Raw genomic sequence first — 26602 nt, 5'->3', positions numbered from 1 at the left:
ATCGCTCAGATATTGAAGTTATAACTAAATGCGGATGTACGTTCCACGAAGTTCTGCATGCAAGGGTTTATGCTTCACTAGGTATGCTTGCACGACCTCAACTGCATGTATTTTCATTTCACTTCTTTGGATTCCATATTTCCGCGGGACGCCTTGCTCAATTACATCTGATGCCCTTTTCTTGAAAATCGACGGTCCGTATGTAAATCAAAATAGGCATGACTATCATTCATTTGAATGACTGTCTGCACCGTTTTATTTTTAATTTTGCCCTCCTTTTGGGTTTCAAATCTGATAATTTCTCCGTTTATCAGGCACCGACTTTTGTAAAACCCAACCTACTTTAATTATGATCCTAAGACCATGCGCTCTATAAACGTATCGTCTGTGATGCATTAAAACAAAAGAGGGGATCACTCCCCCCTCTTTACTATTCCCGAATTTCAATCAATTTTTCCTTGAGTTGCTTTTCCATTTCTTTAAGTTCTACTTCGGCCTGTTTACGTTTTTCACTGCCTTCTTTTTGGATGTTAAGCGTTTCTTCGATTGTGTCTATCAGATCTTGATTGACTTTCTTCAATGTCTCTATTTCTACTATACCCTTTTCAGATTCTTTTGCAACTTCTATCGAATTTTGTTTAAGCAATTCTGAGTTTTTAAGCAGTAGCTCATTCGTTGTTTTAGAAACTTCTTTTTGCTGTTTAAGTGCTTTCTCTTGTCTAAAAAGCGAAATGGCAATAACAATCTGATTTTTCCAAAGTGGTATGGTATTTAAAATTGAACTCTGAATTTTCTCAACCAATACTTGGTCATTGCCTTGGATCAATCTAACCTGTGGCCCAGTTTGGAGCACAATGGCGCGACTCAATTTCAAGTCATAGACCTTCTTTTCAAAACGGTTTAGAATCTGGTTATAATCATTGACGATTTGAGCCTCAATTGGGTCACCGCTTTCCATAGCTTTCGATTTCAGGTCTGGAATCGTAACGTTTTTAAGTTCTTCTATCTTTTTTTCACCCGCAATAATATAGTATTCCAGTTCCCTGTGATACTCCAGATTTTTAGCGTATAAATTGTCTAAAAGTGTGATGTCTTTGAGAAGTTGCATTCTCGATTTGTCCAGTTCGTCTACAATTTTATCAATCTGAACACCAATTTTTTCATACCTTGCCATGAATTTTTGAGCGGATTTCTTAAAGCCGTCAAACAATCCTAAAAAGCCGTGACTGCCGCCTATCTGATCGACTTCAATATTTTTGACATTCACGATGAGATTCGAGAGAATTTCACCAACTGCCCCACTGTCTTTAGATCGCACTTGATTTAAAATGTTGTTTGAAAAATTGGAGATATTACTTTGAGCTTGTAATCCAAATTGTAAAACAGCGGCAGAGTCTGATAAATCCATGTCTGCAACAATTTTATCCACTTTGGATTTTTCTTGAGAACTCATTTTTTCATATTCAGTAATTTCTTTTGTCATGGTATCAATGGATGTTAATGACTGATTTGCTAATGTTAAATGCTCCATATTGGGTTCCTCCAAATTGTTTTTTTACTGTTCTTCAAAAATCTGCATTAACGCTTCCATAACGTCCGCCTTTGGCAGTGGCATAACACTGTCTATATTCTCAGGTATACCGACGGTCTTAATAATTTCTTGATCAGCATCACTGGTTACAAGCCCTGTTCTAAAACCATGTCTCTCCCATGCCATTTTTTGAATTTCTTCATCCTGTAAGGCTTCTATCAGCAATTTACCATGATCACTTAATGCGATCACCGTATGTTCCGACCAAATCGTAGGTTCTGGGTACAGAATTGCCACGCGATTTTTTACTTTCTCCCAAATATCTGGATTATCTAAAGCAAATTCAACCAACTGATTCTCATAGCCAACAACTAACGGCCCATTACCCATCCCTTTTTCTATATAACTGGAAAACAAATTACCTGATGAATAATCCATATAGCCAAGCTTGTCTAGAATTGCTTTTGCCCTAGGGCCCACGGTGTTCACATCATCTGTTTCAACCAATTCCAAGTTATTGAGTACATTGCTTAAAAGCCCTAGATACATATTGCCTGAATTCGACTTGTTTGGATCAGTGCAGATAATATTGATCTTACCGTATAAACTAAGTCCTATATCTTTCCAAGTCTTTTCTGATTCTATCCCTTTGATAAGACCCTGAAAGTCAGATAGATAAAGCGTATCGCCTCTCTTTGTCACATAGCTTTCTGTTTCCAGTGCAGAAGCAACTTCATCCCAACTGTAAATTACTATGGGGGAATTAAAAACCTTTTCACTTTTTTTGAGCAGACTGCCTTTTTCTCTCTTAAAAATCTCTAAGGCCATCTGACTAGAAGGGAAGAGAAAATCAACATTCTCATAATCATTATATCTTACCATTTCCACTGATCCTGCTTTTGTATAGTCCACAATGATGCCATATTTATTTTTTAATACCTTTTGAATGGCTTCATCTTCAAAAAAACCTTGCTTTTCGCCACCAATGTAACCCGAGAGCGTTATGTTTTGCTTATGCCCCCCATTGCCAATTGTCACGATGGCTATAACTGCAATCACTATAAAAATAGCGATTCCTATGATTTTGGTTTTCACTATATGCCCTCCGCTTTTATGGTTTTTTCAAGTACTTCAAGTTCCACATCTAAATCCAGAATATCATCTTCAAGAAGTTTTCTCATTTGTTTTTTAAAAGTTTCATCTATTAAACTCAACATTTCTTCCACCTTGGTAAGTGTCACATCTATCTCGCCATCCCTTATCTTCTTATTGCTTATCATCACATAACGATCTAAAATGCGTTCTGTGGTATCCAGATAATAGGATAAAAATTTTCTTGCAGTCTTAACATCTTTAGGGTCTTCTTTAAAATCTTCAAATATAGCATTCGCAGTGGCACAAATGCTATAAATTTCATCTTGAACCTGTGTGTTTCCAATAGATTTATTCAGTTTCTCTATGGAATTGACTTTTTCTTTGCCAGCGCGTATAACTTCATCCACGTCTGCCCGAGTAAGCCCATCGACTATGAATTCGAGTGAGGCTTCTTTTTTAGGAAACAAAAACTGACCTCCGATGAAACTCAAGATACCTAATCCAAGTGATATGAATACATTTGAACGCAACAATAAGTAAAACAGTAAAAAAACACCTCCAGCCGTCAACCCGCTGAGTATGTCTGTCATACCCTTTTTTTTCATCAATTGTACCCCCTTGCTTTTTTAAAAGCACTGATTAGGTCCTCTTTGCCATCAAAAATACGACTCAATGTAAGTTTTTCGATTTCTTTCAATTGATCTTCTGACGCATCCCCAAAGAGAATTGAGAATATTGGAATATCCACACCAATATCTTCATAGTGCTGCTTTAACGCATCAAAAGATCGCCCTTCGTTTGAGTTGCCATCTGTAAGTAAAACGACAGCAGGAATATAGTCTTCATATTTGTTTTGGGAAATAAGATCAAGCGCATACATTGAAGGGGTATAAATATCCGTTCCGCCATCAGGCTTTAAGTCATTAATTCTATCGATCAATTCGTTGAGCTTTGATTGATCGTTCCCTTCAACTGCCCACGCATCAATAATATCATGATTAAACGGCACGATAATTGTGATATCCTTCTGAGTTGATTGAAGCAAATATTTTGATGCAATCTCTTGGTTAAGGATCATCGCCATCGCTTGCTTAAGTTGCTCTTCGCCCTCGCCTTCCATACTGCCTGAATAATCTAAACAATATACGGTAAAACTCGGTTTTTTAAATTCAGTTTGATAGAGCAATAACGCTTCACTGATGACTTCAGCACTTGGCATACGTATGCCGGATATGGTTTTCCCTGCATCGATCCCCCATTCAGGATTAAAAATCTCTTTGTTGGCACCTGTAACCGTCCCGCCAAAACCAGTACGCCTTCCAAGTGCAAGAATTTCCTTTTGTACAGCATCACTCAACAAGTATTCTTGAAGCTGTAAAAATGCCTCTTCTTTCTTTTTATCACCGTTATTGACATAGCCAAGTGGTGAATCTGCGACGGCCAAGCCATCATAAGGATAAATGGCGTAAAGTGGTTCTCTATTGGCCTTCACTAATGCTTGATTTGTTTCTATAATCAAAGCTTCATAATTGATCATAGCATCATAATGGCCTTCTAAAAATAATGACTTAAGCCATCCAGAACTGCCAGATGAACGGTTGATGCCACTCAGTAGATGGGTGATGTCGGAAGTGAGTTGTTCATTTTTTAAATCCTCAAGTGTGATCGTATCAGGATTGCCCAGTAATGCATTTATAAATCCAATATAAGCGCATGCACCTGAGTTCGACTGCGTTGCTGATGTCATCATAAATTTCAATTTGTCATTGTTGATTAGGGTCAGTAAATCTTTTATGGAAACTTCCTTGTCAACCAGTCCTAAATCTTCAGCGAGACTTTTTCTCACACCAATAACGATTGGTGAAGTCATAATCGATGTGGTGTGTTTAATCTTGTGCTCTTGGTCCCCCATAGCGATCCAGAGACTGTTAGCTGGCCATATGGCATCATATTGAAGGATTTCATCTGTTTGCATTTGCATCATCATGTCAACTGAACCCTCATATTTCATCTCAATTTCAATGCCATATTGCTTTTGAAAAGACTCTAAAATAGGTTCAAGGGTTTCGTTTTCAGAACCAGAAATGATGATGAGTTTCTCTTTTGTACCGCATCCCGATAATGAAATCATGATGCCCACCATTAAAACCACTATTAATATTAATTTTCTCATATTTTCTCCCTTTTTTTGTGGGTTTATCAATATTCTTAATGAAATGATACTCCAAAAATTTCACTTAAACAATTGAATAAACGTTAAAAAAGTAGTCTATAAGACAAAATTACATCTTTCTAATACAAACCTAACACAGACTTAACACTGTGCACATATTTGAGTTTTAACAGGGCTGGTATGGTGTAAAGGTCAAAAAAAAACAAGTTGATAGATCTTGCTTTATGATCTAAAAACCTGCCGTCGTCCATGCCTTTACAAAAGGTTTACCCAAGTCCCTATTTGCGGCATTATAAACATTTTGACGCTTTGCTTGTTAAGGGCGTTTACAAAGTGCTCAGCATCTTTATCATTAAAAATCTTTTTTGAAGCTTCCTTTAAGTCGTCTTTAGAATTCCAATGCTGTATCATGTATCATTCTTGTTCCTCATCATGATAAAGTAATTCTGTGTCAATAAAGCCACTCAGCCTAGAATCAAATCGACTCCCATCTCTGTCAAAGCACCTATAAGCCCACCTGCAACAGCACCACCTAGTGTTCCGCCAATTGCAGCACCTTTGCCCATATCATCTCTGACTAATTGCCCTTTTTCAAATTTTCTAATTGCCTCATCTGCCTCGTCCTTAGACTTACCATATTTCTCTTGAATTTTCCCTGAAAGTATCTCTATATCACCTTCAACGACATCAATGTCATCATCTGTAAGCTGTTCCTATTGTTTTTTGACGTTTCCTTTGACTTGTTTCCACATTTCCTTTTAAAATTGATTCATTCATTTTTATCCTCCTGTGTAATCTGAATTGATTGAGCATCAAAGCGTATACTCAGTCCGCTTCGCTACATTCGTAACCCTTGCGCAAGGGTTATAATAAAATAACCTAAGATCATTTAATATCTTAGGCTACTCTTTATTATTTTTAGGCCATTTCTTTTAACAAATACTAATAGGTAAAGGCCTTTCTAACTTTAATTATTTAGATCTATTCTTCTTGCCGTTATATACTCTCTATCATAAAAACCAGAATCAAGTTTTGAAATCGTCACCTGATACCCATTACTACTTGAAGACGAGGCATGAATAAAGTTGCCATCACCTACGTAAATACCCACATGATTAATATTAGTGCCTCCATCAGTAGCAAAAAAAACAAGATCGCCAGAAGCAAGTTCTGATTTTTCTAAAGCCACACCCAATTTGCTCATTCCAGAAGAACTATGACCTAGATCCTTATCGTAAACGCTTCGATAGACATAGCCTACAAAACCAGAACAATCAAATGAATCTGGACCCGATTTTCCCCATGAATATGGCTTGCCAAGTTGCTTCTTAGCAAAATTTATTAATGCATCTCGATCACTAATAGTTGAGCTCTCCATTAAAGATAACTCTATTTCAACTAAATCCGAACGAATATAACCCGTTTTTTCATCACATACAACCTTGTACCACCCATCAGCTTTGGATAAAACCTGTAGCGCTGTACCTTCAGACAGGCTTGGTATTACAATATCGCTACTCGTAGTGGCTTTTTCTCGCATATTTACACGTTGTGATGAAATAGTCCCCTTCACATAACCACTCTCTATCAAGCAAAACTCTTGCTTTACATAACCCATTTGATTTTCATTAACAAATATTTGATACCAGTCGTCAGCTTCACCAACAACCGTAAGAATATGGCCATCATGTACGCGCCCAATAACATTGGATTCTATACTGTTATTTTCTCTTATATTTAATGCATCTACGTTTACTTCAACTGTACTATAAGCGTCAGCACTCCCTATGTTATTCGTGAAAACCATTCCAGCTAATAGTAGGGTGGTCATTATGATTCGTTTCATCGTATCTCCTCTTCATTTCAAATTTGATCCTATATTTCACACTTTAACTATCATTGAAACTTTATCATATGAACCGTTATTTATCAACCTTAAAATAATTGTTTCGTCACGTGTTTCGTCACGTACCACGTACGCCACGTAACTCGCCACGGATTTACTACACCATTTCTCTTCTTTTCTTCCTACCGTACGAATCTAACCAAATGATTCCAACTGTCACTATGCCTTGAAAAAGTAGTTGAACATAAGAATCTACCCCTACCATATTCATGGCGTTTTGTAACACTGCAAATACGAGCAATCCGATTAAGGAGTGTTGAGCGCCGCCAATACCACCTGCAAACGATGTGCCTCCAACGACTACCCCACAATTGACCAGTAGCGCCGTATTCTCACCATAGGTAGAATTGCCTGAATTCAACATAGATGAAAGCATAATACCACCTAAAGCCGCTATAGTACCGCTATAAACATATGCGAGTGCCTTTGTGCGCATTACATTAATGCCAGAATATTTGGCCACTTCATAATCACCACCAATGGCATAGCAATTTCTTCCAAAAGAAGTGTAACGCAGTATAAAAAAGGTGAGTACAAATACACCGATCATCACGATAACTTGATTTGGGATTTGATTAAACAACTTACCATTAGACAATAGTAAAAATCCTGGATTCTTACTTGATACAGGATGAGCATCCGTCAATTGTTGAGCGATGCCTGTGAGCAACATGCCCATGCCTAATGTTATTATAAAGGGTTCTGTTTTTTGATATACAGAAAAGAAAGCGTTAATCATGCCCACAACAACGCCCACTAAGAGCGCGCAAATTATGGCAATTGCCATTGGTACATCAGCATTCATGAGTTTTATTGCTACGATTCCTGATACCACCATCACGCCGCCTATGGACAGATCAGCACCACCTGCCACTAAGACAATTGTTATGCCAAAGGCTAGGATTAACAATACGGACCCTGATTTCATCAGATTTATAAGATTAAGAGGCGTATAAAAGTTTGTTTTAAAAAAGAGCATTGCTGTAAACATTAAAATTAATGCCAGAAAAGCTTTTTGTTTATTGACAATGGATAATAGCTTTTTACAGTATCCTAAGATGTTCATTACATATTCCTCCTAACTCTGCTTTCGGTTGTCCATCCAAATGGCAATAACCAGAATCGCTCCTTTTAAAACATACTGTAAGTAAACAGAGACGCCCAATAAGTTCATACAATTTGACAAAAGTATCACTAACATAGTCCCAAGTACAGTACGCATGACACTGCCTTTACCGCCTGCAAGAGTCGTCCCACCCACAACTACAGCAAGAATTGCATTTGTTTCATAACCCATTCCGATTACAGGAGATGCCGTTGTAACCCTGGATATAAGGACTATCGATCCAATGGCAGACATTAGACCTGATATTGCATATATAAAAATGATACTTCGGTTAATATTGACGCCACATAATTCTGCAGCTGTTTTATTGCCGCCAGTCAAGCGCATTACTCTGCCTGCATACGTATAATTTTGAAGTAAATATAATATCAATAGACATATTAAAAATAAGATAAATGATATTGAAAAAAATCCAACACTTCCTGATCCTATTAACTCAAATAGACTTGTGTTGTTTTCTGACCAGAATATATGCTGCGTTGATCCGCCACTAATGATTAATGCCAAAGCACCATATACTAAACTCATACCATAAGTAATGAAAAGGGCTTCAGCTTGAGTCAAAGCACCACTTGTCAGCAGTAGAGCGCTATTCAAAATACCACAAGCAATTCCAATGCCTATGCCAATAATGAGTGCAGGGCCTTGCCCAACTATATCAATCAAATAGACCGTGGCAACGGCCACTAGCGAAATGATACCCGCCACCGACAAGTCAATAAAGCCTCCGATAATCACAAAAGTCATCCCAAGAGCTACCATGATTAACGGTCCAAACTGGCGAATGACATTTGACAAATTGCCTACCGAAAGAAAAGCGGGCTGTACTATAGAAGTGACTAAAACTAATATTGCGATTGCGCCTAATATCAAATATTCTTTGAATATTAACTCAAATATTTTCTTAAATTCATATTTTGATGTCATGATTCTATTCCTTTCTTTCAGACGCGAATGCTTTACTCATTATTTGGTCTGGAGTTGAATCATTCGGATCAAATTCACCCGTTATACGTCCTTCACATACCGTAAGTACTCTGTTGCTCATGTTGAGAACCTCTGGAAGTTCTGAAGATATTAGAATAATGGCACTTCCACTTTCAACTATTTGTTTCATCAGAAGGTAGATCTCATATTTAGCCCCCACGTCTATTCCCCTTGTAGGTTCATCAAGAATAAGAATACGTGGATTAATCTCCAGCCATCTCCCCAAGATACATTTTTGTTGATTGCCACCCGATAGATTCTTTACAGTTGTCTTAATAGACGGCGTTTTTATGCCTAGTGAGTTTACATGTCGTTCTGCTATTTCAGCTTCCATTGATTTATTTAAAAAGCCATATTTTGATATTTTATCAAGTGTCGCCATCGATATATTGTTTTCTACTGAAAAGGGTAAAACCAGTCCTTGAGTCTTTCTATCTTCTGTCACCAATGCAATTCCAGCCTTTTTGGCATCGCTCGGCTTTCTAATTTTCACAGGGTTACCATCAATGGTAATTTTATGACCTTTTATCTTATCTGCACCAAATATAGCCCTAACGATTTCAGTTCGACCGGCTCCCACAAGTCCAACTAATCCAAGGATCTCACCCTTATTCAATTTAAAGGCAATATCGCGAAGTTTTTTTGTATTGATAGATTGAACCTCCATGAGCGTTTCACCAACGCAATTTGGTCGTTTAGGGTATTCATTTTCTATTGTACGCCCTACCATCTTTGTAATCATTTCACTACGTGTTATTTCATTAATTTTTTTTGAGTCAATAACATGCCCGTCTCTCATTATAGTCACTACACTGCAAAATTCAAAAATTTCATCTAGCTTATGGCTGATATATATAATCGAAATGCCTTGTAACCTAAGCTGATGAATAATCTTGACCAGCGCCTTCATCTCATCTGCAGTAAGACTACTACTGGGTTCGTCCATAATGATAAGCTTAGAATCAAAAGACAAAGCTTTTGCAATCTCAACCATCTGTTTTTCTGAAACACTTAACTCTGAAACCAGTTTATACGTGGTAACATGACTGCCAATACGCTTTAGTAGTGCCTTTGCTCTTTCATGAACGTGCTTTATGCCGCCAAGTTCACCAAAGCGACCCAGAAAGATATTTTCACCGACGGTCATCGTGCTTACAAGATTTAACTCCTGGTAGATAATGCTCAATCCGCTTTTCATGGACAAAATTGGCGTTGTATTTTCAACTAACTCACCATCAAAAATAATAGTGCCAGAATCCTTAGAATGGACACCACTCAATATTTTCATCAAAGTCGATTTACCTGCACCATTTTCGCCTACTATGCCATGGACAGTACCGCGTTCTACTTCAATTGAAACTTGATCTAAAGCTTTAACACCCGGAAAATATTTACTAACATTTTTAATACTGAGAATCGCATCCTGTTTTATGTTTTGCATTAAGATCCCTCTTTCAAAATAGTTTTAGATAAAGCTCGCATCGGTTTTATCCGAGACGAGCTTGGTAATATTTCGTAGGTTCTTTACCATTCAGGAGCAGTAAAAGTATCGATATTATCTAGATCAACAATATCAAGTGGAATAAAATTAACACTTTCAACATCTTTGCCGTCTATTTTATCCTTAGCTAATTCTAGAGATTTTTGGGTCATGTTTGAAAAGTTCTGCATAATGGTAACGCTTTGTTCACCGCTTTTGACTTGTTCAAATCCAGCTCTACAACCATCTACTGCCACAAGATATACTTGATCCATTTTTGCCGCCTTTAGAGCTTGAATAACGCCAGTGCCGCCATTGTCCCAATGACAGAATATGCCATCTATCTCTGAACCATATTTGGTAATCATGTCCTCTGCAATAGCCATAGCTTGATCCGTTGCCCACTGCTGGGTTGCTTTATAGTCTATTACCTTGATATTGGTGCCTTCCAGTTTATTGTTAAAGCCATCATGTCTCTTGTTTTGGGCATCATGGCCAGCTTGTCCACCAATTTCAACGATATTAGCGCCATCAGGAAAATGGTTGATAAAGGCTTGTGCTGCTGCCTCTCCAGCCTGGTTATCATTTACGCCAACAAAGAAATCACGCGCCTCTTGACTCCCCTCAGGTAAGTCAGAAGAGAACATGCCTACTATAACGCCAGCTTCTTTTGCACTTTGCAATGATGGAATAATCGCATTTACATCATTTGGTGTAACAAAGATCGCTTTTACCCCTTGTGCAACTGCATTATCTACTGCTTGTACATTAATTTGTGCATCTCCCTTAGCATCAAGAATGATCACTTCAAACCCATAATCCGCGCCATATTTTTCAAACTCTTTTGCAGCAAAAGACATCGCTTCTGTTGCCATGTTTTGGGCTATGAATGCCACCTTAACCGGAGCATCAGCCGTTTCATTAGTGCTCCCTGAATCATTGACCTTTGTAGCAGTATCGTCAGTTGCCTTAGTACAACCCGATAACACGCCAATCATGAAAATTACCATGATTATGGATAAAACGCTCATCTTTTTCATCTTCATTTTAATTGCCTCCCCTTAATTCAATCATATTTATCCAAATGCCTGTAATGACACAAGCATAGAGATACACCCATATTGTAACCCGTCTTTTGTTTAAAAAAGTAGTTCCATGGCACCAATGACACCAGATTGATCCCCTAATTTTGCTTCTAAAAAATAGACTGGATAATCTATATTGTTATAACTGTTAAACAAGGTCTTCACACGTCCAAACAATTTATCCCCCATTGACAGTAAACCTCCGCTGAAAACAAAGCAATTTATATTCAGGATCATATATATGTTGAATAACCAAATGGCCATATACTGTGCCATTTGCTCTACAGCCCTTTTTGCAAGAACATCATCCATATCAAAAGCCTTGTCTATATGTTCTGCTGTTATATAATTTATGCCACCAGCAAGCTCAGTCATTATGGTTTTCTCGCCATTTTCTATCCACTCTAAAACACTGTTCACGATCATCTTGCCAGAGCATTGCGAGTTGAAACAGCCTGGATTATCACACCCACATACATTTCTTTTATTGAGATTAACACCCGTTAACATATGTCCACTTTCACCTGACCAACCATAACTCCCTCTGAAAACCTCTCCATTAATAATAAAACTCGATGATATGCCCGTACTTACAGGGCAATAAACAAAGTTGTTGTATTGCTTTCCAACGCCGTACCTGTATTCCGCTAAAGCCCCAGCATGTCCGTCGTTATCGATCACAATTTTAATCTCATTTCCCAATTGCTCTTGCAAGTACCGCTTTAGCGGGAAATGGTGTAGTCTGGGCAAACTACCTGTTTTTACAATATACCCCTCTTCAAAATGTACGTATGAAGGTAAACCCATTCCAATCCCCAAAACATCTGCAATTGTCAATTGTTGGTTTTTCAACAACTTGTAAATATGGTCAATAATAAGATCGAAAAAAGCCTCAGGCGAAATGGAAGCATCGGAATCTATTTTCATATTTGCAATCAGTTCTTTGTTTTCATCAAACAATCCATACGCAATTTTAGTGCCTCCGACATCAACGCCAATTAAATACTTCATGTTACCTCCAAATTTCAATATTTGACACTCTAGCAAATAATAGTACTTTGTTATATTTCTAGAATCCCTTTGCCATCAAATCAATGACGATAGAATCCTTTGAAGCTATTCCCATACGCTTTAATTCCGTAATCTTTTCTTTAAATTGTGGTAAATATTGCTCATGAGCTACTAATAATTCATCCAGAACAGCTTTAGCCTCTTCACCACTTTGAATCAGTGGATTCAATGTAAAAGCTTCAAGCGCCATACCATAATCTCCACTGATTGCCGCTTGAATTGTACAGGCCTCCATAGCTTTCATTAATTGCAACCAACCCTTTTCAGCGGGTCTCATCTCCCCCCATACAATTGGCTCAGCACCACATGCAGAAATTATTGAAGATACCTCGACGATAGACTCAGAATCAAGGCAAGGGATGGCACCCTTATTTTGAGTGCTGACGACCATATGCAGTTTCTTATCATTGTAAATCGCACTAATGCATTCACAAGCCGCATTGCTATAATACGCGCCTCCTCGTTTTTCCAGCTGATCTGGTTTACTACACAAATCTGGATTTTTATATAGATCAAAGAGGGCTGCTTCTACTGCAAGCATTTGTTCAGCACGAGTCCCGCCTTCAGCAAATTCCTCCAGTGCATGTTCTAGCATTTCCTGAGCATTGTAATAATATCTATGATAACCGCAAGGGACTAAATTCATAGATTTTAACATTTCCATAGAAAACTTAGCACTGTATATATTGGCTGGCGTTCCATTGTTTTTTGCGTTGATATTGGCTATCATTTTTCCTGTGAGTTCAGTACCTTCATCATCAAAGATTTTATGCCAGTGAAAATGATTTAAACCTGCAAATCGAAATGTGAGTTCATCTCTCTTCTTTCCTAATACTTCTGGTTCTTTCATCATCGATATTTCAGGCACATTACAAAGCCCAATACATTTCTGCCATCCAAAAGCCTTAATGACAGCTTCAGTGATCATGCCACTTGGATTAGTAAAATTAATTAACCATGCATTTGGGCAATATAACTTCATATCCTCTACTATTTGCTTGATTACCGGTATTGTTCTAAATGCTTTTAGGATACCTCCGGCGCCATTAGTCTCCTGACCTAACATGCCATGTAACGAAGGGATTCTTTCATCTTTTATTCGAGCTTCTAATAGTCCAACTCTAAATTGTGTTGTTACAAAGTCAGCATCAACTAAAGCTTCTTGTCTATTCAACGTCGTGTGTATTTTAACCTCATAAGGCGATGCATCCCACATCCTCTGTGCCATAGCACCAACAATTTCCAGTTTTTCTTTGCCATCTTCAATATCCACGAGCCAAATTTCTTTGATTGGTAGCTCTTCAAATCTTTTGATAAACCCTTCAATCAGCTCAGGGGTATAGCTACTCCCACCACCAATGGTTACGATCTTAATTGCTTTTTTCATCTTCACACACTCCTTATCGTAGATTTTTGAATTGTATAAAATCAAGTGCAAATTCGTTATCTTTATTTAGTAACTATACTTTCTATTGTAGAATATCATAGCAAAACGATTATTTCAATAACTTTTTTACATATTGTTAACATACTTCGTTTAATAACTAAATTAACTAAGGTGTATTATTTGGGCTTTCAATGCGGTTATCCTATTTTATATCCGAACGCTAAGGCGCTGTTGCAAATCTAAAAAAGGACTAAAAAAGGACTATAACAAATCTGATTTGATTTGCCATAGTCCTTTTTCTATTTGAGGGCTATTTTGCAACAGCCCCTAAACTTTGCAACAGCCCCTAAACAAGTCTTCTTTAATTCCTTCCGTTTTTATTAATAGAGGGTTAAAGTATGAGCACAAAACTTGTGTTAGCTTTGAAACAGCCTTTTATGTACTCTTAAATAAATTTTGCATCCCTAAAGATGCAGCGCCTACTACTCCCGCATTATCTCGAAGTGATGATATAACAATAAATACGCCTTCCGCACATTCATCTAAAGATAAATTAATTGCAGTTGACCTTATGGATTCAATGATATATTCCCCTAAAACAGACATACTACCGCCGAACACAATCATCCCTGGATTCATCATATTTATCGCATAGGATACCGCTACACCAATGTACCTCCCCATTTTATCTAATGCCTCAAGAACGCATTTATCACCAAGCCTTGCAGCTTCCTTCAGCATGTTAAGATCTATTGTACTCAAATCGCCCTTCGAAAGCTCCGTGATAGAACTGGACACGCCTGTATGGATCGCATTGATAACATCTCTAATGATACTGTACTCAGTAGCTACAGTATCTAAGCAACCATATTTCCCACAAACACATCTCCTCCCGCTTTCGACTACGCGGATATGACCTATCTCTCCTGCCGCATAGCGGTTTCCATGAAACAATTCTCCATTAATAACAATACCTGATCCAATGCCTCGACCAACATTAAGAAAAATATAATTTCTAACCCCTTTTGCTTGGCCAAACCAGCTTTCTCCAATAGCCATTGCATTAGCATCGTTATCAATAAAAACTGGCAGAGATTCCTTCTTTTCAATATAATCTTTTAATGCAATATTCCTTCTCGACATGGCTGGCGCATAAATAGAAATGCTTTGATTCGTATCCACGATGCCATGCATACCAACTCCTATTCCGTCCAACTTCATATTGGGCAAGAAATCTCTAACATTGCGAATGCAGGCTACTACATCATCTTCAAACTCAGTACTGTGACCATTAAACTGCCTTTCGGATCTTGCAAGAATTTTACCTGCCAAATTTACAATAGCTGCTTCAACGCCATCTTTATGAATATCAACACCTATGAAAAGCTTTCCGTTTTCATTTAATTCAATCATCATCGGCTTTCTGCCTCCATTTGATGAACCAATACCAACTTCGTGAACAAGTCCATCTCTTATTAGACTATTGATATTACTAGAGACCGTAGCTGGTGTTAAATTCAATATCTTGGCAATATCGGCTCTTGAGACAGCGCCTTTTTCAAGGACAACCTTTAAAATTGAATTCGTATTTAATTTTTTTATCAAATACCGATCCGCTATTGTGTAACTCATATTTATACAATCCTTCCGCTTTATCAAAGCGTATACTCAGTCCGTTTCGCTACCTTCGTAACCCCCACTGAATTAGGAATATAAACCCCCCACTTTAAGAAGTAAAGGACATCTCCCTAGGGGTTATACCACTATTTTCGAAATACAAAAGTAAAGTGTACATTAAGCATTATATAATGGGTTTAAACATTTTTCAAGTTAGTAAGTGTTCAAGTTAACAGTCATTCATTTTCCCCCTACTATCAAAGAGCAAAAAACGACTTTTTTAGGCTCGTTTTTTGCCCCATAATGGGTCTTAAATCAAAGTAGGACGAGTTGCTCCCCCAATGTAATGATCCAGTTCACCCTTTTCTTGCATTCTTCCTTCCGAAAAATTAGTGGAAGCGCTAATAATCCCAGTTGGTTCTACATTTGAAACTTCAATTTACATAAAGGGTTGCTCTAAATCATAAGCGATCCCAATTGCACCAGGTCCAACGTGGGTACCGATAACCGGACCGATATCCACCACTAACACTTGAACACCTAGAGCATCCTGAAGGCGCTGAGCCAAAGCTAGCCCCTCTTCATATGCTTCAATGTGATGCACCACAACGTTTTTAAGGCCGTAGTGTGTTATGTCCTCTAATGCAATTTGTAACAGAGTCTCCACTGCCTTCTTCTTTGTTCGCACCTTTTGAAGCACCTCAGTGCGTCCGTCTTTTACGGTAAGGATAGGCAGAATCTGCAAAATATTACCCATTACCGCTTGGGCGCCGCCAATGCGTCCACCCATTTTTAAGTAATCTAAAGTCTCGGGTAAAAAAACAAATCGACTTTGATGTACATAGCCACGCATGGTCTGAGCAACAATTTCTAGGGGCATACCTTGAGCCGCCAACTCTGCCCCACAAAGCACACAAAGGCCCAACTGCATGCAGTTAGTTCTAGAGTCAATAAGCTCAATCTGAGCATTCGGGTACTTCTCCAAAAGCTGTGCCCTGACCATACAAGCCGTTTGATAAGTGCCGCTCATTTCTGAAGACAAAAATGTTCCGATGACATCATCCCCCTCAGACACAGCCTCTTCAAAAGCTTTCATCATTTCATCCACACTAGGTTGAGCTGACTTTGGAAAGCTCCGCCCCTGCGCCATTCGAGCGTAAAATACCTTATTCTCTGTTTCAGTTTCTATAAATAGATCCTCATCAATTAAGACGCTTAGAGAAACTATTCGTATAGGATAGTCTCCAATCAGTGCCTTAGGCAAGTAAGCCGTACTGTCTGTAATCAATTTAATCATATTTACTGCTCCAATCTTTAAAGGGTTTATATTCTACTTCAATTTAAATCACACCTTGGAATTTCATCTTCACTTTCAATAGTCTGTGTTCCAAGAAAATAAAGTCACCCATGGATAAAGTTAGTCTCCGTTGAAGACCGTAATAATAACTTTTCCACGGGCATGACCTTTCCCAATATATTGTAAAGCATCGGCTGTGTCACTTAATGGATAACATCTATCAATAACAGGCTTAATTTTCCCATCTATAATAAGCTTCATAATAAATTCCATATCTTTTGTATTGGGTTTTGCAGCAAGACTACATACTTTTCTATCACCCAGCGACATTATTGGCCCTAATAATAGCGCCTTGATGATCTGAGACAATGACCCTCCCACTATAACAGCTTTACCTTTAGGGGCTAAAGCGCGCCTATAGACAGCTAATGGCTGATATCCGTGAATGGCCAGTATAAGATCGTAGTACTTCCCACTTTTAGTATATTGCGCCTTCGTATAGTCAACGACGTAATCTGCGCCGAGTGAGCGCATCAGCTCCAGATTTCCTGTGCCACATACAGCAGTGATTTCTGCTCCGAAGTATTTGGCAAGCTGAACTGAAAAAGTACCAACACCACCACCAGCACCGCAGATTAAGACCTTTTGTCCCGGTTGAATTTGGCCTTTGTCACGAAGTGCTTGTAGGGAGGTAACCGCCGACATTGGAATTGCAGCGGCTATTTCGAAGGAAACATCTGCCGGTTTCAAAACTAATACAGTTTCCGGAACAGCTACATATTCAGCAAAGCCTCCAAATCCAACAGCAGAAATGTCTCCAAGTACTTCATCTCCAACTACAAACCGAGTTATGTTTTTTCCAACCGCCTCAACGCTTCCGGCTATATCCGCGCCAAAAATCTTGCGTTTTGGAATAGCGCCCATCTTCATTGAACGGTAGTCAGCAGCATTTACCGATACAGCATATATTCTTACTAAAACTTCATTGTCATTTGGTATAGGTTTTTCTACTTCGCTCAAAACAAAAGGATTAGAATGATTTCTTTTATTGTACACAATAGCTTTCATTATTTTTGGTCCTTTCTCTTTGTTTAGGTAATTTCTATTGCACCAAAAAACATATAATACATTGTTGGTTTTCCAGCAAACAAAGTAGCAATTTGAACTACAGTTATAATAGTAGCAGCTATACTATTTGCTATCCTATTGACATTATACGGCAATATTTTTGACAAGAGAACCATTGAAAGTGATATTTCAATTAAATACCCGCAAATAATAAGAACAATTGATTTTTTTCCATTTCTTCAATAATGCCTGTATAATAAACGGCAACAGTCAGTAAAAATTGTGCGCAATAAAACTTTCATATACTGGTGTGCTACTAAAAGCAACCGTATTAACAGTTACGGTCGATATGATGTCCACTATTCCATTACTATGCCTTAATCTTCGTAGCAATCTATTTGATTAAAGCCATACAGCCCAATCACAATATTGAAATGTTCCGCTTCCATGATGTAGTTTGCCCTCTATCTTAAGTTGTTCAAATGCATCCCTCATTCTAACAAGTATTTCAGGGTGAATGTCCAATGTGTGATGGGCAGGAAATACCCTCTTTACTGGGAGTTCTGCAATTTTTTTCAGAGACGTGAGATAGGCTTCTGGATCAGTAGATGGATAGTAGGCAAACAATGTATCTTTATAAACCAGATCACCGGTAAACAGATATCCACGCTCTTTTTCAAAAAAAACCATATGTCCAGGTGAGTGACCTGGCGTATGTAGAATATGAACGGAACGATCACCAAGATCAATAATATCATTATCTTTCAACACTCTTGTAGGCGTACCCTGAAAGAAATCATAGGTGTCCACATTATAACCTTCCGGTAAGTCACAGCGATCGATGACCATTTCTCTGATTTGTTTCATAGTAAGTGGAAATTCTCCGTTTAACCAATTCAGTTCATCTTTTTGAGCATAAAAATCAGGAAAATATTTATGACCTCCGATATGATCCCAGTGAACATGCGTTGCAACCGCTGTAACTGGTCTGTCCGTCAACTTGATTACCTCGTCATAAATATTACAAATGCCTAGTCCTGTATCAATCAAAAGGCTACGCTCAGAACCGTTAAGCAAATAGCAATGCGTTTCCTCCCAATGACGGTACTCACTAATAATATATGTTCCTTTGTCTATTTGATCTATTGTAAACCAATCATTCATTTGCTAAGTCCTCCAAACTTATAATTAAAATTTTGAATTAGGAATATGAACTGCCATTCCGCTCGCTAGAGGGAAATCAGCTACGCTGATTTCGCAGCTCCCACCTATCCTTTATTATATCTCAATCACAACTCAAGAACAAGCGTTCGCATCTATATCGATATCTTTTTATTTGTTATAAAAAAACCACCAAATGTCATCTAAACACCCAGTGGCTTAATGTATTGATATTATCTTTCTTTCAAGCTTCACCACACACGCTACATGCCTTGAGAAAACAAAAATGATGTCGTCAGGACCTAGTGATGCCTTGGCGGAGGGTTATTTTTCTCGATATAAACCAATTGTGAAGAATAATATTTCTTTTTTAATCCACTAGGGAGTTCTTAAAACTTTAGTACTTTCTCTAAATCATTATCCCAGTATAAAATACAAGTTTAGCAATCATCTTAATGATATAATTGGACAATGCTCTTCACTTGTGTTGACCTTGTAAAAAATTTTCGCAAGGTGTGGTTGCCTTATAGGAAGCATTAATTTTCTCTCGAAGTAGTTTCTATTAATGTTGGAGTACCAACAGATACGCGCGCAATTCTTATGCTACTGTCTTCTGCACTCTGCTCGAAGATAAACATACACTGTTGCTCATATAAGTTAAAATACATGTCCTTAAACAAAATACTAAAAGTCACCTTATCAATATTCATATCCCCCAGATTATCTGCAGTTTGTTTTTCACTTCAAAATCATCCATGGTGCTTTCCACATAATTAATACCGGTATAAACTGGCTTAGCAAAATCACCTTTATAATTTGGATAAAGTGCATTAAAGCGCTTTACGATGAAATCTGCGTGTTTCTTATTCTTAGCAAAGATAATGGTCTTCCCTAATTTGTCGCCACCCTCTACTTTAAGGCCTTTTTCCATCAATTCCTGTATAACGGTATCAATGGTATTGTCATTGAATAAAAATGAATTTAAAGCTTCACCACTGATGTCTTTAACATCATCATCAAAGGTCTCTTCAAACATTTCTTTTTCTTCTTCAGTAAGGTCATCGTAATGAATCCCCTGTTCTAAAAACTTCATCTTCGTCTCAATGGTATGATAAGGCACCAAATACTTATCTTCTATGGCTTCACCTAACTCATAGGCATAGGTTGGCACATTATTTTCAAGTTCAAAAATTGTATAGGTATTTTTATCTAGCTCACTTTTAGGTGTTGCTGTTAAACCTAATAAAATGGCATCAAAGTAATTGAAAATATCCTGATACTTCTTATAAATACTTCGGTGACTTTCATCTATGATAATGAGGTCAAAATGCCCACTGGTAAAGAGCTTTTGATCTCGTTTATTCTTGACGTCATCAATGGCATTCATCATGGTCGGATAGGTTGAAAAAATCATTCTGCTCTCTGGATTGTCTTTACTGTCCAATAAATTACAAAGGGAAAGCTCCGGTAATAATGCCTTAAAGTTCTTCTTGGCTTGCTTCACTAAAGCTGTACGATCTGCAAGGAAAAGAATATTTTTAACCCAGCCTCTTTTAATCAGTATATCTACAATGGATATAGATACCCTTGTCTTACCCGAGCCTGTTGCCATGACAAGAAGTGCCTTACGATTCCCCTTATCCAAAGTATCACATACTGCTGTAATGGCCATCTTCTGATAGTGACGATTGGTGATGGCATCATTGATGATAGGATCTTTTAAAGACGATTTGTCTTGTCTCTTGAAATGAAGCCATTCAAGTTCTTCCTTGGTGTATATGCCTGATACCAAACGCTCTGGATAACTGCGGTCATCCCATAAATAATATTCAAAGCCATTGGTGTAGAATATCATAGGTCTAAATTTATGTTCTTTTTCTAAACAGTCTGCATAACGTTGGGCTTGAATCTGACCCATTCTGGGATTCACAGAGGTTTTCTTAGCTTCTATCACTGCCAGTGGCTTGCCATTGTCTGCATAAAGCACATAATCTACAAAACCAATTTTTGCTTGATTAGGCATAGCATTGACTTCAACTTCTTCAAGGCAACCTTTACCAATGGTCCATCCACTTAATTCAATCTCAAGATCAATGTACATTTTTCTTTCTTTTTCATTATCCCCAAGTAGGCTCTCTTCAAAGGTAATCTCTTCAAATTCATCAGAATAACAATAATCAATCCAAGAAATAAACTCAAACAGATTACGAAGGGCTAATACAGCTTGGTCTCTTGAAATTGGCGTTGCAGAATGGACGGTTTTATTACCAAGCTTTTGAATGTACGTGATCATCGGGAAAAGCTTGGTATCAATAATGCCTTTAAAACGGTAATCATGAATTAAAGAAGCAAGGTTATCCTGATAAGGCGCATCTAATTCATGGTCATAAGAAAACACCCATTTTACAGCTAATTCTAAGACTCTACGCGCAAGAATCGCGAAACCACCAAGCTCTTTTCAGCTTCGATACAGGCGTATGCAAAGTCCTTATATTTATCTTCTTTTTTTAGGAAATCAAAGTTGTAGCACATGGTATTCACCCTTTATTATTCTTTTATTGCATTGAAAATTTGAAGTTTTATCTCTTCATTGATGTCGTATTCACCCTCAAGTAATAGCTTCATGATTCTGTGCACCAGTTCTTTGTTTATCTTGCCAGCAGCAACATGATAACTAATGTTCTCCATTTTAGAAATAAAATCTTTAGCAATAAACATATATCCATTTTTAAGTAAAAATTGAGTTGATAATGTAATTGCTATCCTCTTATTTCCATCTGCAAAGCAATGAAATTGACAAGCGCAAAAGAATAAATGTGTTAGCTTATCAACAAATTCAGGATAGTAATCGTCATTCTGAATATGATTTAAGACGCTATCCAGCCTATTTCTATCAATACACTGAGTCATACCTCCACCACTGTTTTCAACTGTTTTTATATGAATATCTAACGCTTCCTCAATAGTTATATAAGAGTATGAACTCATATCATCCACGCTCCTTTAACCTTTTAAGAACTTCAGCATTATCTTTCATTAACTTCTCTATTTCATCGCTCTCTGTTCCTAAAAAGCGATCATATTCTTTAGAATCTAGAGGTTTTATATATTCCTCTAGTTGCTTATGAAAAGCATCCCTTAATGCTAAATCTCTGCTTGCCATTTTATTTCGACCGCTTGTAATTAATGGCTTCCAATGGGGTAAGTTGTCAAATTCACGGAAAATTTCATCTACTTCCCAGCTTGTTAACTTTCTATTTTGTTCAGTCGCCTTTTTTTTGAGTAAGTCAGCAAGCCCACATTCATAGGCAGCAACTAAATCTAATATTTCAGAATAAAACGTATCCCTAACTGTATCTTTACTTTTTAATTTGAGAATTTCCCTATATTCTTTTGCTTTTTCCTTAAATATACTTTGATAGATCATATCCGTGTACCTAGCGTACTTAAAATTACCCATTTCAACACAATCTCTTAGAGCGTCTGTAAATTCTTTACGGTAATTTTCACCTTGTAAAAATGCTCCTAAAAAGTCACGGTCTCTTTGATTAATATATTTTGTTGACCCACCCGTTTTTTGATTAATCGTGTCTATAACCACATCTAAAATCATTTGTCTTAAAACCCGAGCGTTTTCACTTTCAACAAGTAACATTCCAATGTTTAAAAACGCTCTAAAGTCATATATTGCAAGCTGTGGCGTGCTCTTCCCGACATTTATGTCGGGAACCTTTTGCTCATCAATTGCTTTTAAAAATTCTTTGAGTCGTATACCCTTCAATACCTCATAACCATTATTCTTTAGTTCAACAGAAAATTTAGTACTATATCTTTCAATGGTCCTTATATCAACATCATAAAACTCGGCTATCATGTCTTTTGTAAATGTAATTTTACCTTCGAAAATAATACCTCTAATATCCGCTGTTTTCTGGATTTCATTTAAAGCAATTGCATTGTTTAATATATTTTGTCTGTCTATATCTGAATTCGTTAGGTCTTTTGCCATTTTTTTCACCTCTTCTATGGTAAATGTTGGAGTTTAACATTTTTTAGATTCAAACTCTTTTTAGCATGAAAAACAAATCCTTGTATTCTATAAAGCTTCTAAAATCGCTTTCTTTATAAATTTATGATCTTGCATTTTATTGAATTTACATCTTTCTATTTCAGCTCTTTTCGCAGTTTCTAAATCAATATTGTAAATGCCCACAGCTTCAGAAATATTTGACATCCATCCATAAAGTTGATCATTAGCAAAATTTTTAATTTGATCTTTTATGTCAAATACTTTATCCCAAGTCTCAATCTCTTCGTGGAATGTTATTGGCATCTTGATCTGGCAATTATCAAATCTTATTGATTGTCATAGCTCTGCTTAGTATACTGTCATTAGTATATGAAAGGAAAAAGTCCCTGAACACATCTCCTACAACAGACCATGCATCCAAGGACTCTCAAATAACATGATAATTGTAACCGATTATGAAACTTTTTTCAATGAGGAATTTGATTTTTTTATATTATGAGTAATGATCCAACCATTTGTCCTATCTGCGATAATGTACTGAAGTATAGAGATTCTCTTTTAAGACATATGAAACTTGAAGGCCAGAATCGTAAAAACTACATGATACGCCGTCTTCAATGTACCCATTGTGGAAGTCTCCACAGAGAGCTCCCTGACTGCTTTGTACCATACAAGCATTATGGGGCTGAAATCATTTCTGGGGCTATTGACGGCATTGTAACTTCAACTGACGCCGATTCTGAAGACTATCCATGCGAGATAACAATCAACAGATGGAAACATTGGTTGGCTTTTAACACCAATAGAATTAATGGGTATTTGAGATCTATTGGTTTTCAGGTCCTGGGTTTCAGTGAGGAACTTCTGAAATCCACTACATCACTACTCGATGAATTGCGAAGTTCAAATCCAGAATGGCTTGAAACCATTCTCAGATTCATCTACAATTCAGGCGGTTTTTTAGGCGTTGTGTAGTTTGCTTCTGCACCGACTTTGTTTTTGTGTCATAAAGCACTGTTTTAAAAAATATCATTGATGCTTCAGTTCTGGGATCATAGTCAATACTTGTTGTATAGATATCAAGTACTTTTCTCCAGAACACCTTTTCAGCGGAACGTATATCTCAAATACGTTCTAACAATTCATCAAAAAATACTCCGCCACCATTATTTTTCAATAAATCGTCATTCATAGCAAAGCCTTTTCGCATATATTCTTTTAAGACACTGCTTGCCCATATTCTGAACTGTGTACCTCGTAATGACTTTACTCGGTAACCAACAGAGATAACTACATCTAAGTTATAATACTCTACTTGATATATTTTGTGGTCAGAAGCAGTTGTTGCAAAATTTGCAACAACTGAATTTCTCGTCAACTCACCTTCATTAAATATATTTTTAATATCCTACATTCCGCTGAATAGGTTACAAAAATCCAACATTTAAATCCAACTATTTTTAACCTCAACTAGAACCTTTGATAAAGGTCTCAAGTGGTATATCTAAATAGTTTAATATTTTTATAAGAGATTCGTCTAAATTATTGGCATAACTACGCTCCCACGGTTTGTTTGGGTGTTTTATAACACGCACACGAACGGAATAGAACATGTCGTATATTGCTCTTTGAGTAGGTTTTTTCATTTTTACCTGACCTGGTCCAACAACTTGATCTTGATCTGCACACAAGCCTCTGCGGACAACATACTCAGCTGTGGATAGCAACAACATGCAAATGAGCATCAAATATGAAAATGCTTCAATGCGTTCTGGTGATTCCAAATAGATTGAATTTACAAACTGTGGTGATTTCAACTGTTTGAACTTCTTTTCAACACTGTCTTGAGTTTTGTATTCTTTTAGAATTTCTTCACCATTGATTACAAGATCATTTGAACAGAGTACAAAACAACATTCTCTCTGTATTTCATAATGAATGAATGCTTCATCTTGAGAGCTATTTAGTTTTAAAAAGTACTCATAGCCAACAAGGTCAGCTTTTGGATCCAATGAAGGTCGACCACGTCTACGTTTGAGTTTGGATTCTATTGTAAAATCTATCTTATGGTATTTGAAATTTTTGAGATCTTTCAATTTGAGTTTTTCAATCTCCAAATTTGAATCTTCTTCACAGGCGAATGCTCGTTTTGAAAGCACTTTTGATAGTTTATCTAAGGCATCTAATTCTTTACTTACTTTTTTCCGAATGGTTTTTTCTTTTTGTGTTTTATATTTTGTGCTGTAATAGGTTGCAATTTTTAATGCGTGTCCTTTATAATCACAGGTTTTTTCAAGGACTTTATAATCATAGGATTGACCCTTGTAATCTTTAATTGTAATCGTATCAAGGCCATCAAGATGTGTTACAACCTCATCAATTGCATCTTTGGCAAGGAGCACGTTATCTGGCATGCGTGTAATTAACTTAATTGAACGGTCAGCTGCCATATCTAAATTTTTTTCAGAAAACAGGGCACTATCAGCTATATAGTAAAAATCAGACTTTTCAACTTGAAGATTTTCAAGAACATCATTCAAACGTTCAAGTGTATCTGTGTTGTATGTTTTGTCGTCTTTGTTACCTGAAAGAACAATTGCATCAACGACAATTCCATTGGCACAGCCTATACCGTATTTGATTTGTTTTTTATCCTGGCGTTTGTCTTTACTATGACCAAAATCAATTTGAATACTGCCCAAGATACCTTCGGCTGTTTCATATGAACCCCACATGACTTTCGAAGTTGTATCAAAGTTAATGTTTTTGATCTGTACACCATAGGTTATCAGTGCATTTGCCGATGCTTTAGCAAATATTTTTTGACATCCTGCTTTGTAGAATAGATCTAAAAATCCACCAAATCTATCATCATTTATTTGATCAAGGGCGACCGACTGATGAAATATGCCTTCAAGATCTTTATATTTGTAGTATTCATTAAGACGATATAGTGGATGATGATCGTCACACATATTTACCATCATCATCATTGCCAGCACCCCATACGATATTTCGGGCGGACGACCAGCAGGACTTTCAAGAGCACTGTCGATAAGTCTAGGAATACCAATAGCTTCACAGAGTGCTACAATAAAACCTTCTTTTCCGCAACTATATGTTTCAACTATATTTGGATCTACTAACATACGATAACCTCCATTTTAAAGTCTTCTTATGTTAGTATTCGCTATAAATTCATAAAATCCTTTTTGGAATTTTATGGATTTTTTAATCATTTACTTTCATTTTAGTTCAGCGGAATGTAGGAAATAAAATAGACCAATGCATCTTACCTGCGATCGGCCCTTTTCCCTTCAGCTATTAAATTGTAATGCTCTGATTCTAAGACGCTAAATCAATAATCTTATGATTCACTAACTTAACATAATAATTCTGAACTTCTTCAACTGTATATTTAGAATGCTCTGATTCTAAAACCTCTTCTACAACATTGCTCATGACAATCTCACCATAAATATCATAGATGATTTCAGCCGCATGGATAATTTTGTTACAAAGTTCGAGTTGTGTATTCGTTGCAATTTCTAAAACTTTAATCTCTTCGCTTGACATATAAATGCCTCC

23 protein-coding genes and 3 pseudogenes are annotated in these 26602 nt (G+C 37.1%); 1 reads left to right on the top strand and 25 read right to left on the bottom strand.

The features are described from left to right. Positions 1-430 precede the first annotated feature (430 nt). The 22 genes and pseudogenes from F3D3_RS16800 to F3D3_RS16710 all read right to left on the bottom strand — a co-directional run bounded on the left by F3D3_RS16800 (position 431) and on the right by F3D3_RS16710 (position 23317). Positions 431-1531, bottom strand: coding sequence for a toxic anion resistance protein (locus F3D3_RS16800; protein ID WP_084389118.1), 1101 nt, complete (start codon positions 1529-1531; stop codon positions 431-433). A gap of 24 nt (positions 1532-1555) precedes the next feature. Next, the gene (locus F3D3_RS16795) at positions 1556-2626 is read right to left on the bottom strand and encodes a substrate-binding domain-containing protein (protein ID WP_069875612.1); all 1071 of its coding nucleotides are present in this window, start codon (positions 2624-2626) and stop codon (positions 1556-1558) included. Continuing rightward, positions 2626-3231, bottom strand: a complete 606-nt coding sequence (locus F3D3_RS16790; protein WP_069875611.1) for a 5-bromo-4-chloroindolyl phosphate hydrolysis family protein — start codon at positions 3229-3231, stop codon at positions 2626-2628. Before F3D3_RS16790 ends, F3D3_RS16795 begins: the two co-directional genes overlap by 1 nt. Continuing rightward, positions 3231-4799 carry a substrate-binding and VWA domain-containing protein gene (locus F3D3_RS16785; protein WP_069875610.1) on the bottom strand — a complete coding sequence of 523 codons (1569 nt, stop codon included), beginning with the start codon at positions 4797-4799 and terminating at the stop codon, positions 3231-3233. The genes F3D3_RS16790 and F3D3_RS16785 overlap by 1 nt, the downstream gene beginning before the upstream one ends. Positions 4800-5386: 587 nt before the next feature. Beyond that, positions 5387-5551: pseudogene (locus tag F3D3_RS25005) on the bottom strand (CsbD family protein); the annotation flags it as partial. A gap of 215 nt (positions 5552-5766) precedes the next feature. Beyond that, entirely contained in the window at positions 5767-6645 is an 879-nt protein-coding gene (locus F3D3_RS16780; RefSeq protein WP_069875609.1) for a C40 family peptidase, read from the bottom strand. A 157-nt stretch (positions 6646-6802) separates the two neighbouring features. Then, positions 6803-7771: an ABC transporter permease gene (locus F3D3_RS16775; RefSeq protein WP_069875608.1), complete on the bottom strand. Its 969-nt coding sequence runs from the start codon at positions 7769-7771 to the stop codon at positions 6803-6805. A 12-nt stretch (positions 7772-7783) separates the two neighbouring features. After that, on the bottom strand, positions 7784-8758 hold the full coding sequence (locus F3D3_RS16770) for an ABC transporter permease (RefSeq protein WP_069875607.1): 975 nt from the start codon (positions 8756-8758) through the stop codon (positions 7784-7786). Positions 8759-8762: 4 nt separating this feature from the next. Then, positions 8763-10259: a sugar ABC transporter ATP-binding protein gene (locus F3D3_RS16765; protein WP_069875606.1), complete on the bottom strand. Its 1497-nt coding sequence runs from the start codon at positions 10257-10259 to the stop codon at positions 8763-8765. Positions 10260-10342: 83 nt separating this feature from the next. Continuing rightward, positions 10343-11344 carry a sugar ABC transporter substrate-binding protein gene (locus F3D3_RS16760; protein WP_069875605.1) on the bottom strand — a complete coding sequence of 334 codons (1002 nt, stop codon included), beginning with the start codon at positions 11342-11344 and terminating at the stop codon, positions 10343-10345. Positions 11345-11437: 93 nt separating this feature from the next. Further along, positions 11438-12394, bottom strand: coding sequence for an ROK family protein (locus F3D3_RS16755; protein WP_069875604.1), 957 nt, complete (start codon positions 12392-12394; stop codon positions 11438-11440). Positions 12395-12452: 58 nt separating this feature from the next. After that, positions 12453-13841 (bottom strand): 6-phospho-beta-glucosidase, encoded by a 1389-nt coding sequence (locus F3D3_RS16750; RefSeq protein ID WP_069875603.1) that lies wholly within the window; start codon positions 13839-13841, stop codon positions 12453-12455. A gap of 435 nt (positions 13842-14276) precedes the next feature. After that, on the bottom strand, positions 14277-15473 hold the full coding sequence (locus tag F3D3_RS16745; RefSeq protein WP_069875602.1) for an ROK family transcriptional regulator: 1197 nt from the start codon (positions 15471-15473) through the stop codon (positions 14277-14279). A 313-nt stretch (positions 15474-15786) separates the two neighbouring features. Continuing rightward, positions 15787-15894, bottom strand: a pseudogene (locus F3D3_RS24720) (AraC family transcriptional regulator); the annotation flags it as partial. A 3-nt stretch (positions 15895-15897) separates the two neighbouring features. Further along, entirely contained in the window at positions 15898-16755 is an 858-nt protein-coding gene (locus tag F3D3_RS16740) for a DegV family protein (RefSeq protein WP_069875601.1), read from the bottom strand. 120 nt (positions 16756-16875) lie between these two features. Then, complete coding sequence (locus F3D3_RS16735; protein WP_069875600.1) at positions 16876-17823, bottom strand: NAD(P)-dependent alcohol dehydrogenase; 948 nt, start codon at positions 17821-17823, stop codon at positions 16876-16878. Positions 17824-17846: 23 nt separating this feature from the next. After that, on the bottom strand, positions 17847-18032 hold the full coding sequence (locus F3D3_RS25245) for a DUF6326 family protein (protein WP_374700085.1): 186 nt from the start codon (positions 18030-18032) through the stop codon (positions 17847-17849). A gap of 193 nt (positions 18033-18225) precedes the next feature. Further along, positions 18226-18987 carry an MBL fold metallo-hydrolase gene (locus F3D3_RS16730; protein ID WP_069875599.1) on the bottom strand — a complete coding sequence of 254 codons (762 nt, stop codon included), beginning with the start codon at positions 18985-18987 and terminating at the stop codon, positions 18226-18228. A gap of 703 nt (positions 18988-19690) precedes the next feature. Next, the gene (locus F3D3_RS16725) at positions 19691-21382 is read right to left on the bottom strand and encodes a DEAD/DEAH box helicase family protein (RefSeq protein ID WP_069875598.1); all 1692 of its coding nucleotides are present in this window, start codon (positions 21380-21382) and stop codon (positions 19691-19693) included. A gap of 149 nt (positions 21383-21531) precedes the next feature. After that, the gene (locus F3D3_RS16720) at positions 21532-21972 is read right to left on the bottom strand and encodes a type II toxin-antitoxin system death-on-curing family toxin (RefSeq protein ID WP_069875597.1); all 441 of its coding nucleotides are present in this window, start codon (positions 21970-21972) and stop codon (positions 21532-21534) included. Position 21973: 1 nt separating this feature from the next. Further along, entirely contained in the window at positions 21974-22993 is a 1020-nt protein-coding gene (locus F3D3_RS16715) for a DNA-binding protein (protein ID WP_069875596.1), read from the bottom strand. 87 nt (positions 22994-23080) lie between these two features. Then, positions 23081-23317 (bottom strand): hypothetical protein, encoded by a 237-nt coding sequence (locus tag F3D3_RS16710; protein WP_069875595.1) that lies wholly within the window; start codon positions 23315-23317, stop codon positions 23081-23083. Between the two features lie 192 nt (positions 23318-23509). Between F3D3_RS16710 and F3D3_RS24260 the strand changes: the two genes are divergently transcribed. Further along, positions 23510-23989, top strand: coding sequence for a DUF6431 domain-containing protein (locus F3D3_RS24260; RefSeq protein WP_175438412.1), 480 nt, complete (start codon positions 23510-23512; stop codon positions 23987-23989). Positions 23990-24026: 37 nt separating this feature from the next. Here the strand turns inward: F3D3_RS24260 and rhuM are convergent. The 3 genes and pseudogenes from rhuM to F3D3_RS16690 all read right to left on the bottom strand — a co-directional run. Continuing rightward, positions 24027-24419, bottom strand: a pseudogene (gene rhuM / locus F3D3_RS16700) (RhuM family protein); the annotation flags it as partial. 61 nt (positions 24420-24480) lie between these two features. Continuing rightward, on the bottom strand, positions 24481-26163 hold the full coding sequence (locus F3D3_RS16695; RefSeq protein WP_069870609.1) for an IS1634 family transposase: 1683 nt from the start codon (positions 26161-26163) through the stop codon (positions 24481-24483). A 196-nt stretch (positions 26164-26359) separates the two neighbouring features. Further along, positions 26360-26590: a hypothetical protein gene (locus F3D3_RS16690; RefSeq protein WP_069875594.1), complete on the bottom strand. Its 231-nt coding sequence runs from the start codon at positions 26588-26590 to the stop codon at positions 26360-26362. Positions 26591-26602: the final 12 nt, after the last annotated feature.

The sequence above is a fragment of the Fusibacter sp. 3D3 genome (assembly GCF_001748365.1).
In the GTDB taxonomy this organism is placed as follows: Bacteria; Bacillota; Clostridia; order Peptostreptococcales; family Acidaminobacteraceae; genus Fusibacter_A.
The sequence above is the reverse complement of the archived record's forward strand: the minus strand, read 5'-3'. Positions and strand labels throughout refer to the sequence as shown.

What these genes read in the sequence shown, in the direction of transcription:
- F3D3_RS16800 (WP_084389118.1), bottom strand. Translation starts at nt 1,531, where the DNA reads ATGGAGCATTTAACATTAGCAAATCAGTCATTAACATCCATTGATACC.
- F3D3_RS16790 (WP_069875611.1), bottom strand. Translation starts at nt 3,231, where the DNA reads ATGAAAAAAAAGGGTATGACAGACATACTCAGCGGGTTGACGGCTGGA.
- F3D3_RS16785 (WP_069875610.1), bottom strand. Translation starts at nt 4,799, where the DNA reads ATGAGAAAATTAATATTAATAGTGGTTTTAATGGTGGGCATCATGATT.
- F3D3_RS16780 (WP_069875609.1), bottom strand. Translation starts at nt 6,645, where the DNA reads ATGAAACGAATCATAATGACCACCCTACTATTAGCTGGAATGGTTTTC.
- F3D3_RS16775 (WP_069875608.1), bottom strand. Translation starts at nt 7,771, where the DNA reads ATGAACATCTTAGGATACTGTAAAAAGCTATTATCCATTGTCAATAAA.
- F3D3_RS16770 (WP_069875607.1), bottom strand. Translation starts at nt 8,758, where the DNA reads ATGACATCAAAATATGAATTTAAGAAAATATTTGAGTTAATATTCAAA.
- F3D3_RS16765 (WP_069875606.1), bottom strand. Translation starts at nt 10,259, where the DNA reads ATGCAAAACATAAAACAGGATGCGATTCTCAGTATTAAAAATGTTAGT.
- F3D3_RS16760 (WP_069875605.1), bottom strand. Translation starts at nt 11,344, where the DNA reads ATGAAGATGAAAAAGATGAGCGTTTTATCCATAATCATGGTAATTTTC.
- F3D3_RS16755 (WP_069875604.1), bottom strand. Translation starts at nt 12,394, where the DNA reads ATGAAGTATTTAATTGGCGTTGATGTCGGAGGCACTAAAATTGCGTAT.
- F3D3_RS16750 (WP_069875603.1), bottom strand. Translation starts at nt 13,841, where the DNA reads ATGAAAAAAGCAATTAAGATCGTAACCATTGGTGGTGGGAGTAGCTAT.
- F3D3_RS16745 (WP_069875602.1), bottom strand. Translation starts at nt 15,473, where the DNA reads ATGAGTTACACAATAGCGGATCGGTATTTGATAAAAAAATTAAATACG.
- F3D3_RS16740 (WP_069875601.1), bottom strand. Translation starts at nt 16,755, where the DNA reads ATGATTAAATTGATTACAGACAGTACGGCTTACTTGCCTAAGGCACTG.
- F3D3_RS16735 (WP_069875600.1), bottom strand. Translation starts at nt 17,823, where the DNA reads ATGAAAGCTATTGTGTACAATAAAAGAAATCATTCTAATCCTTTTGTT.
- F3D3_RS16730 (WP_069875599.1), bottom strand. Translation starts at nt 18,987, where the DNA reads ATGAATGATTGGTTTACAATAGATCAAATAGACAAAGGAACATATATT.
- F3D3_RS16720 (WP_069875597.1), bottom strand. Translation starts at nt 21,972, where the DNA reads ATGAGTTCATACTCTTATATAACTATTGAGGAAGCGTTAGATATTCAT.
- F3D3_RS16715 (WP_069875596.1), bottom strand. Translation starts at nt 22,993, where the DNA reads ATGGCAAAAGACCTAACGAATTCAGATATAGACAGACAAAATATATTA.
- F3D3_RS16710 (WP_069875595.1), bottom strand. Translation starts at nt 23,317, where the DNA reads ATGCCAATAACATTCCACGAAGAGATTGAGACTTGGGATAAAGTATTT.
- F3D3_RS24260 (WP_175438412.1), top strand. Translation starts at nt 23,510, where the DNA reads ATGAGTAATGATCCAACCATTTGTCCTATCTGCGATAATGTACTGAAG.
- F3D3_RS16695 (WP_069870609.1), bottom strand. Translation starts at nt 26,163, where the DNA reads ATGTTAGTAGATCCAAATATAGTTGAAACATATAGTTGCGGAAAAGAA.
- F3D3_RS16690 (WP_069875594.1), bottom strand. Translation starts at nt 26,590, where the DNA reads ATGTCAAGCGAAGAGATTAAAGTTTTAGAAATTGCAACGAATACACAA.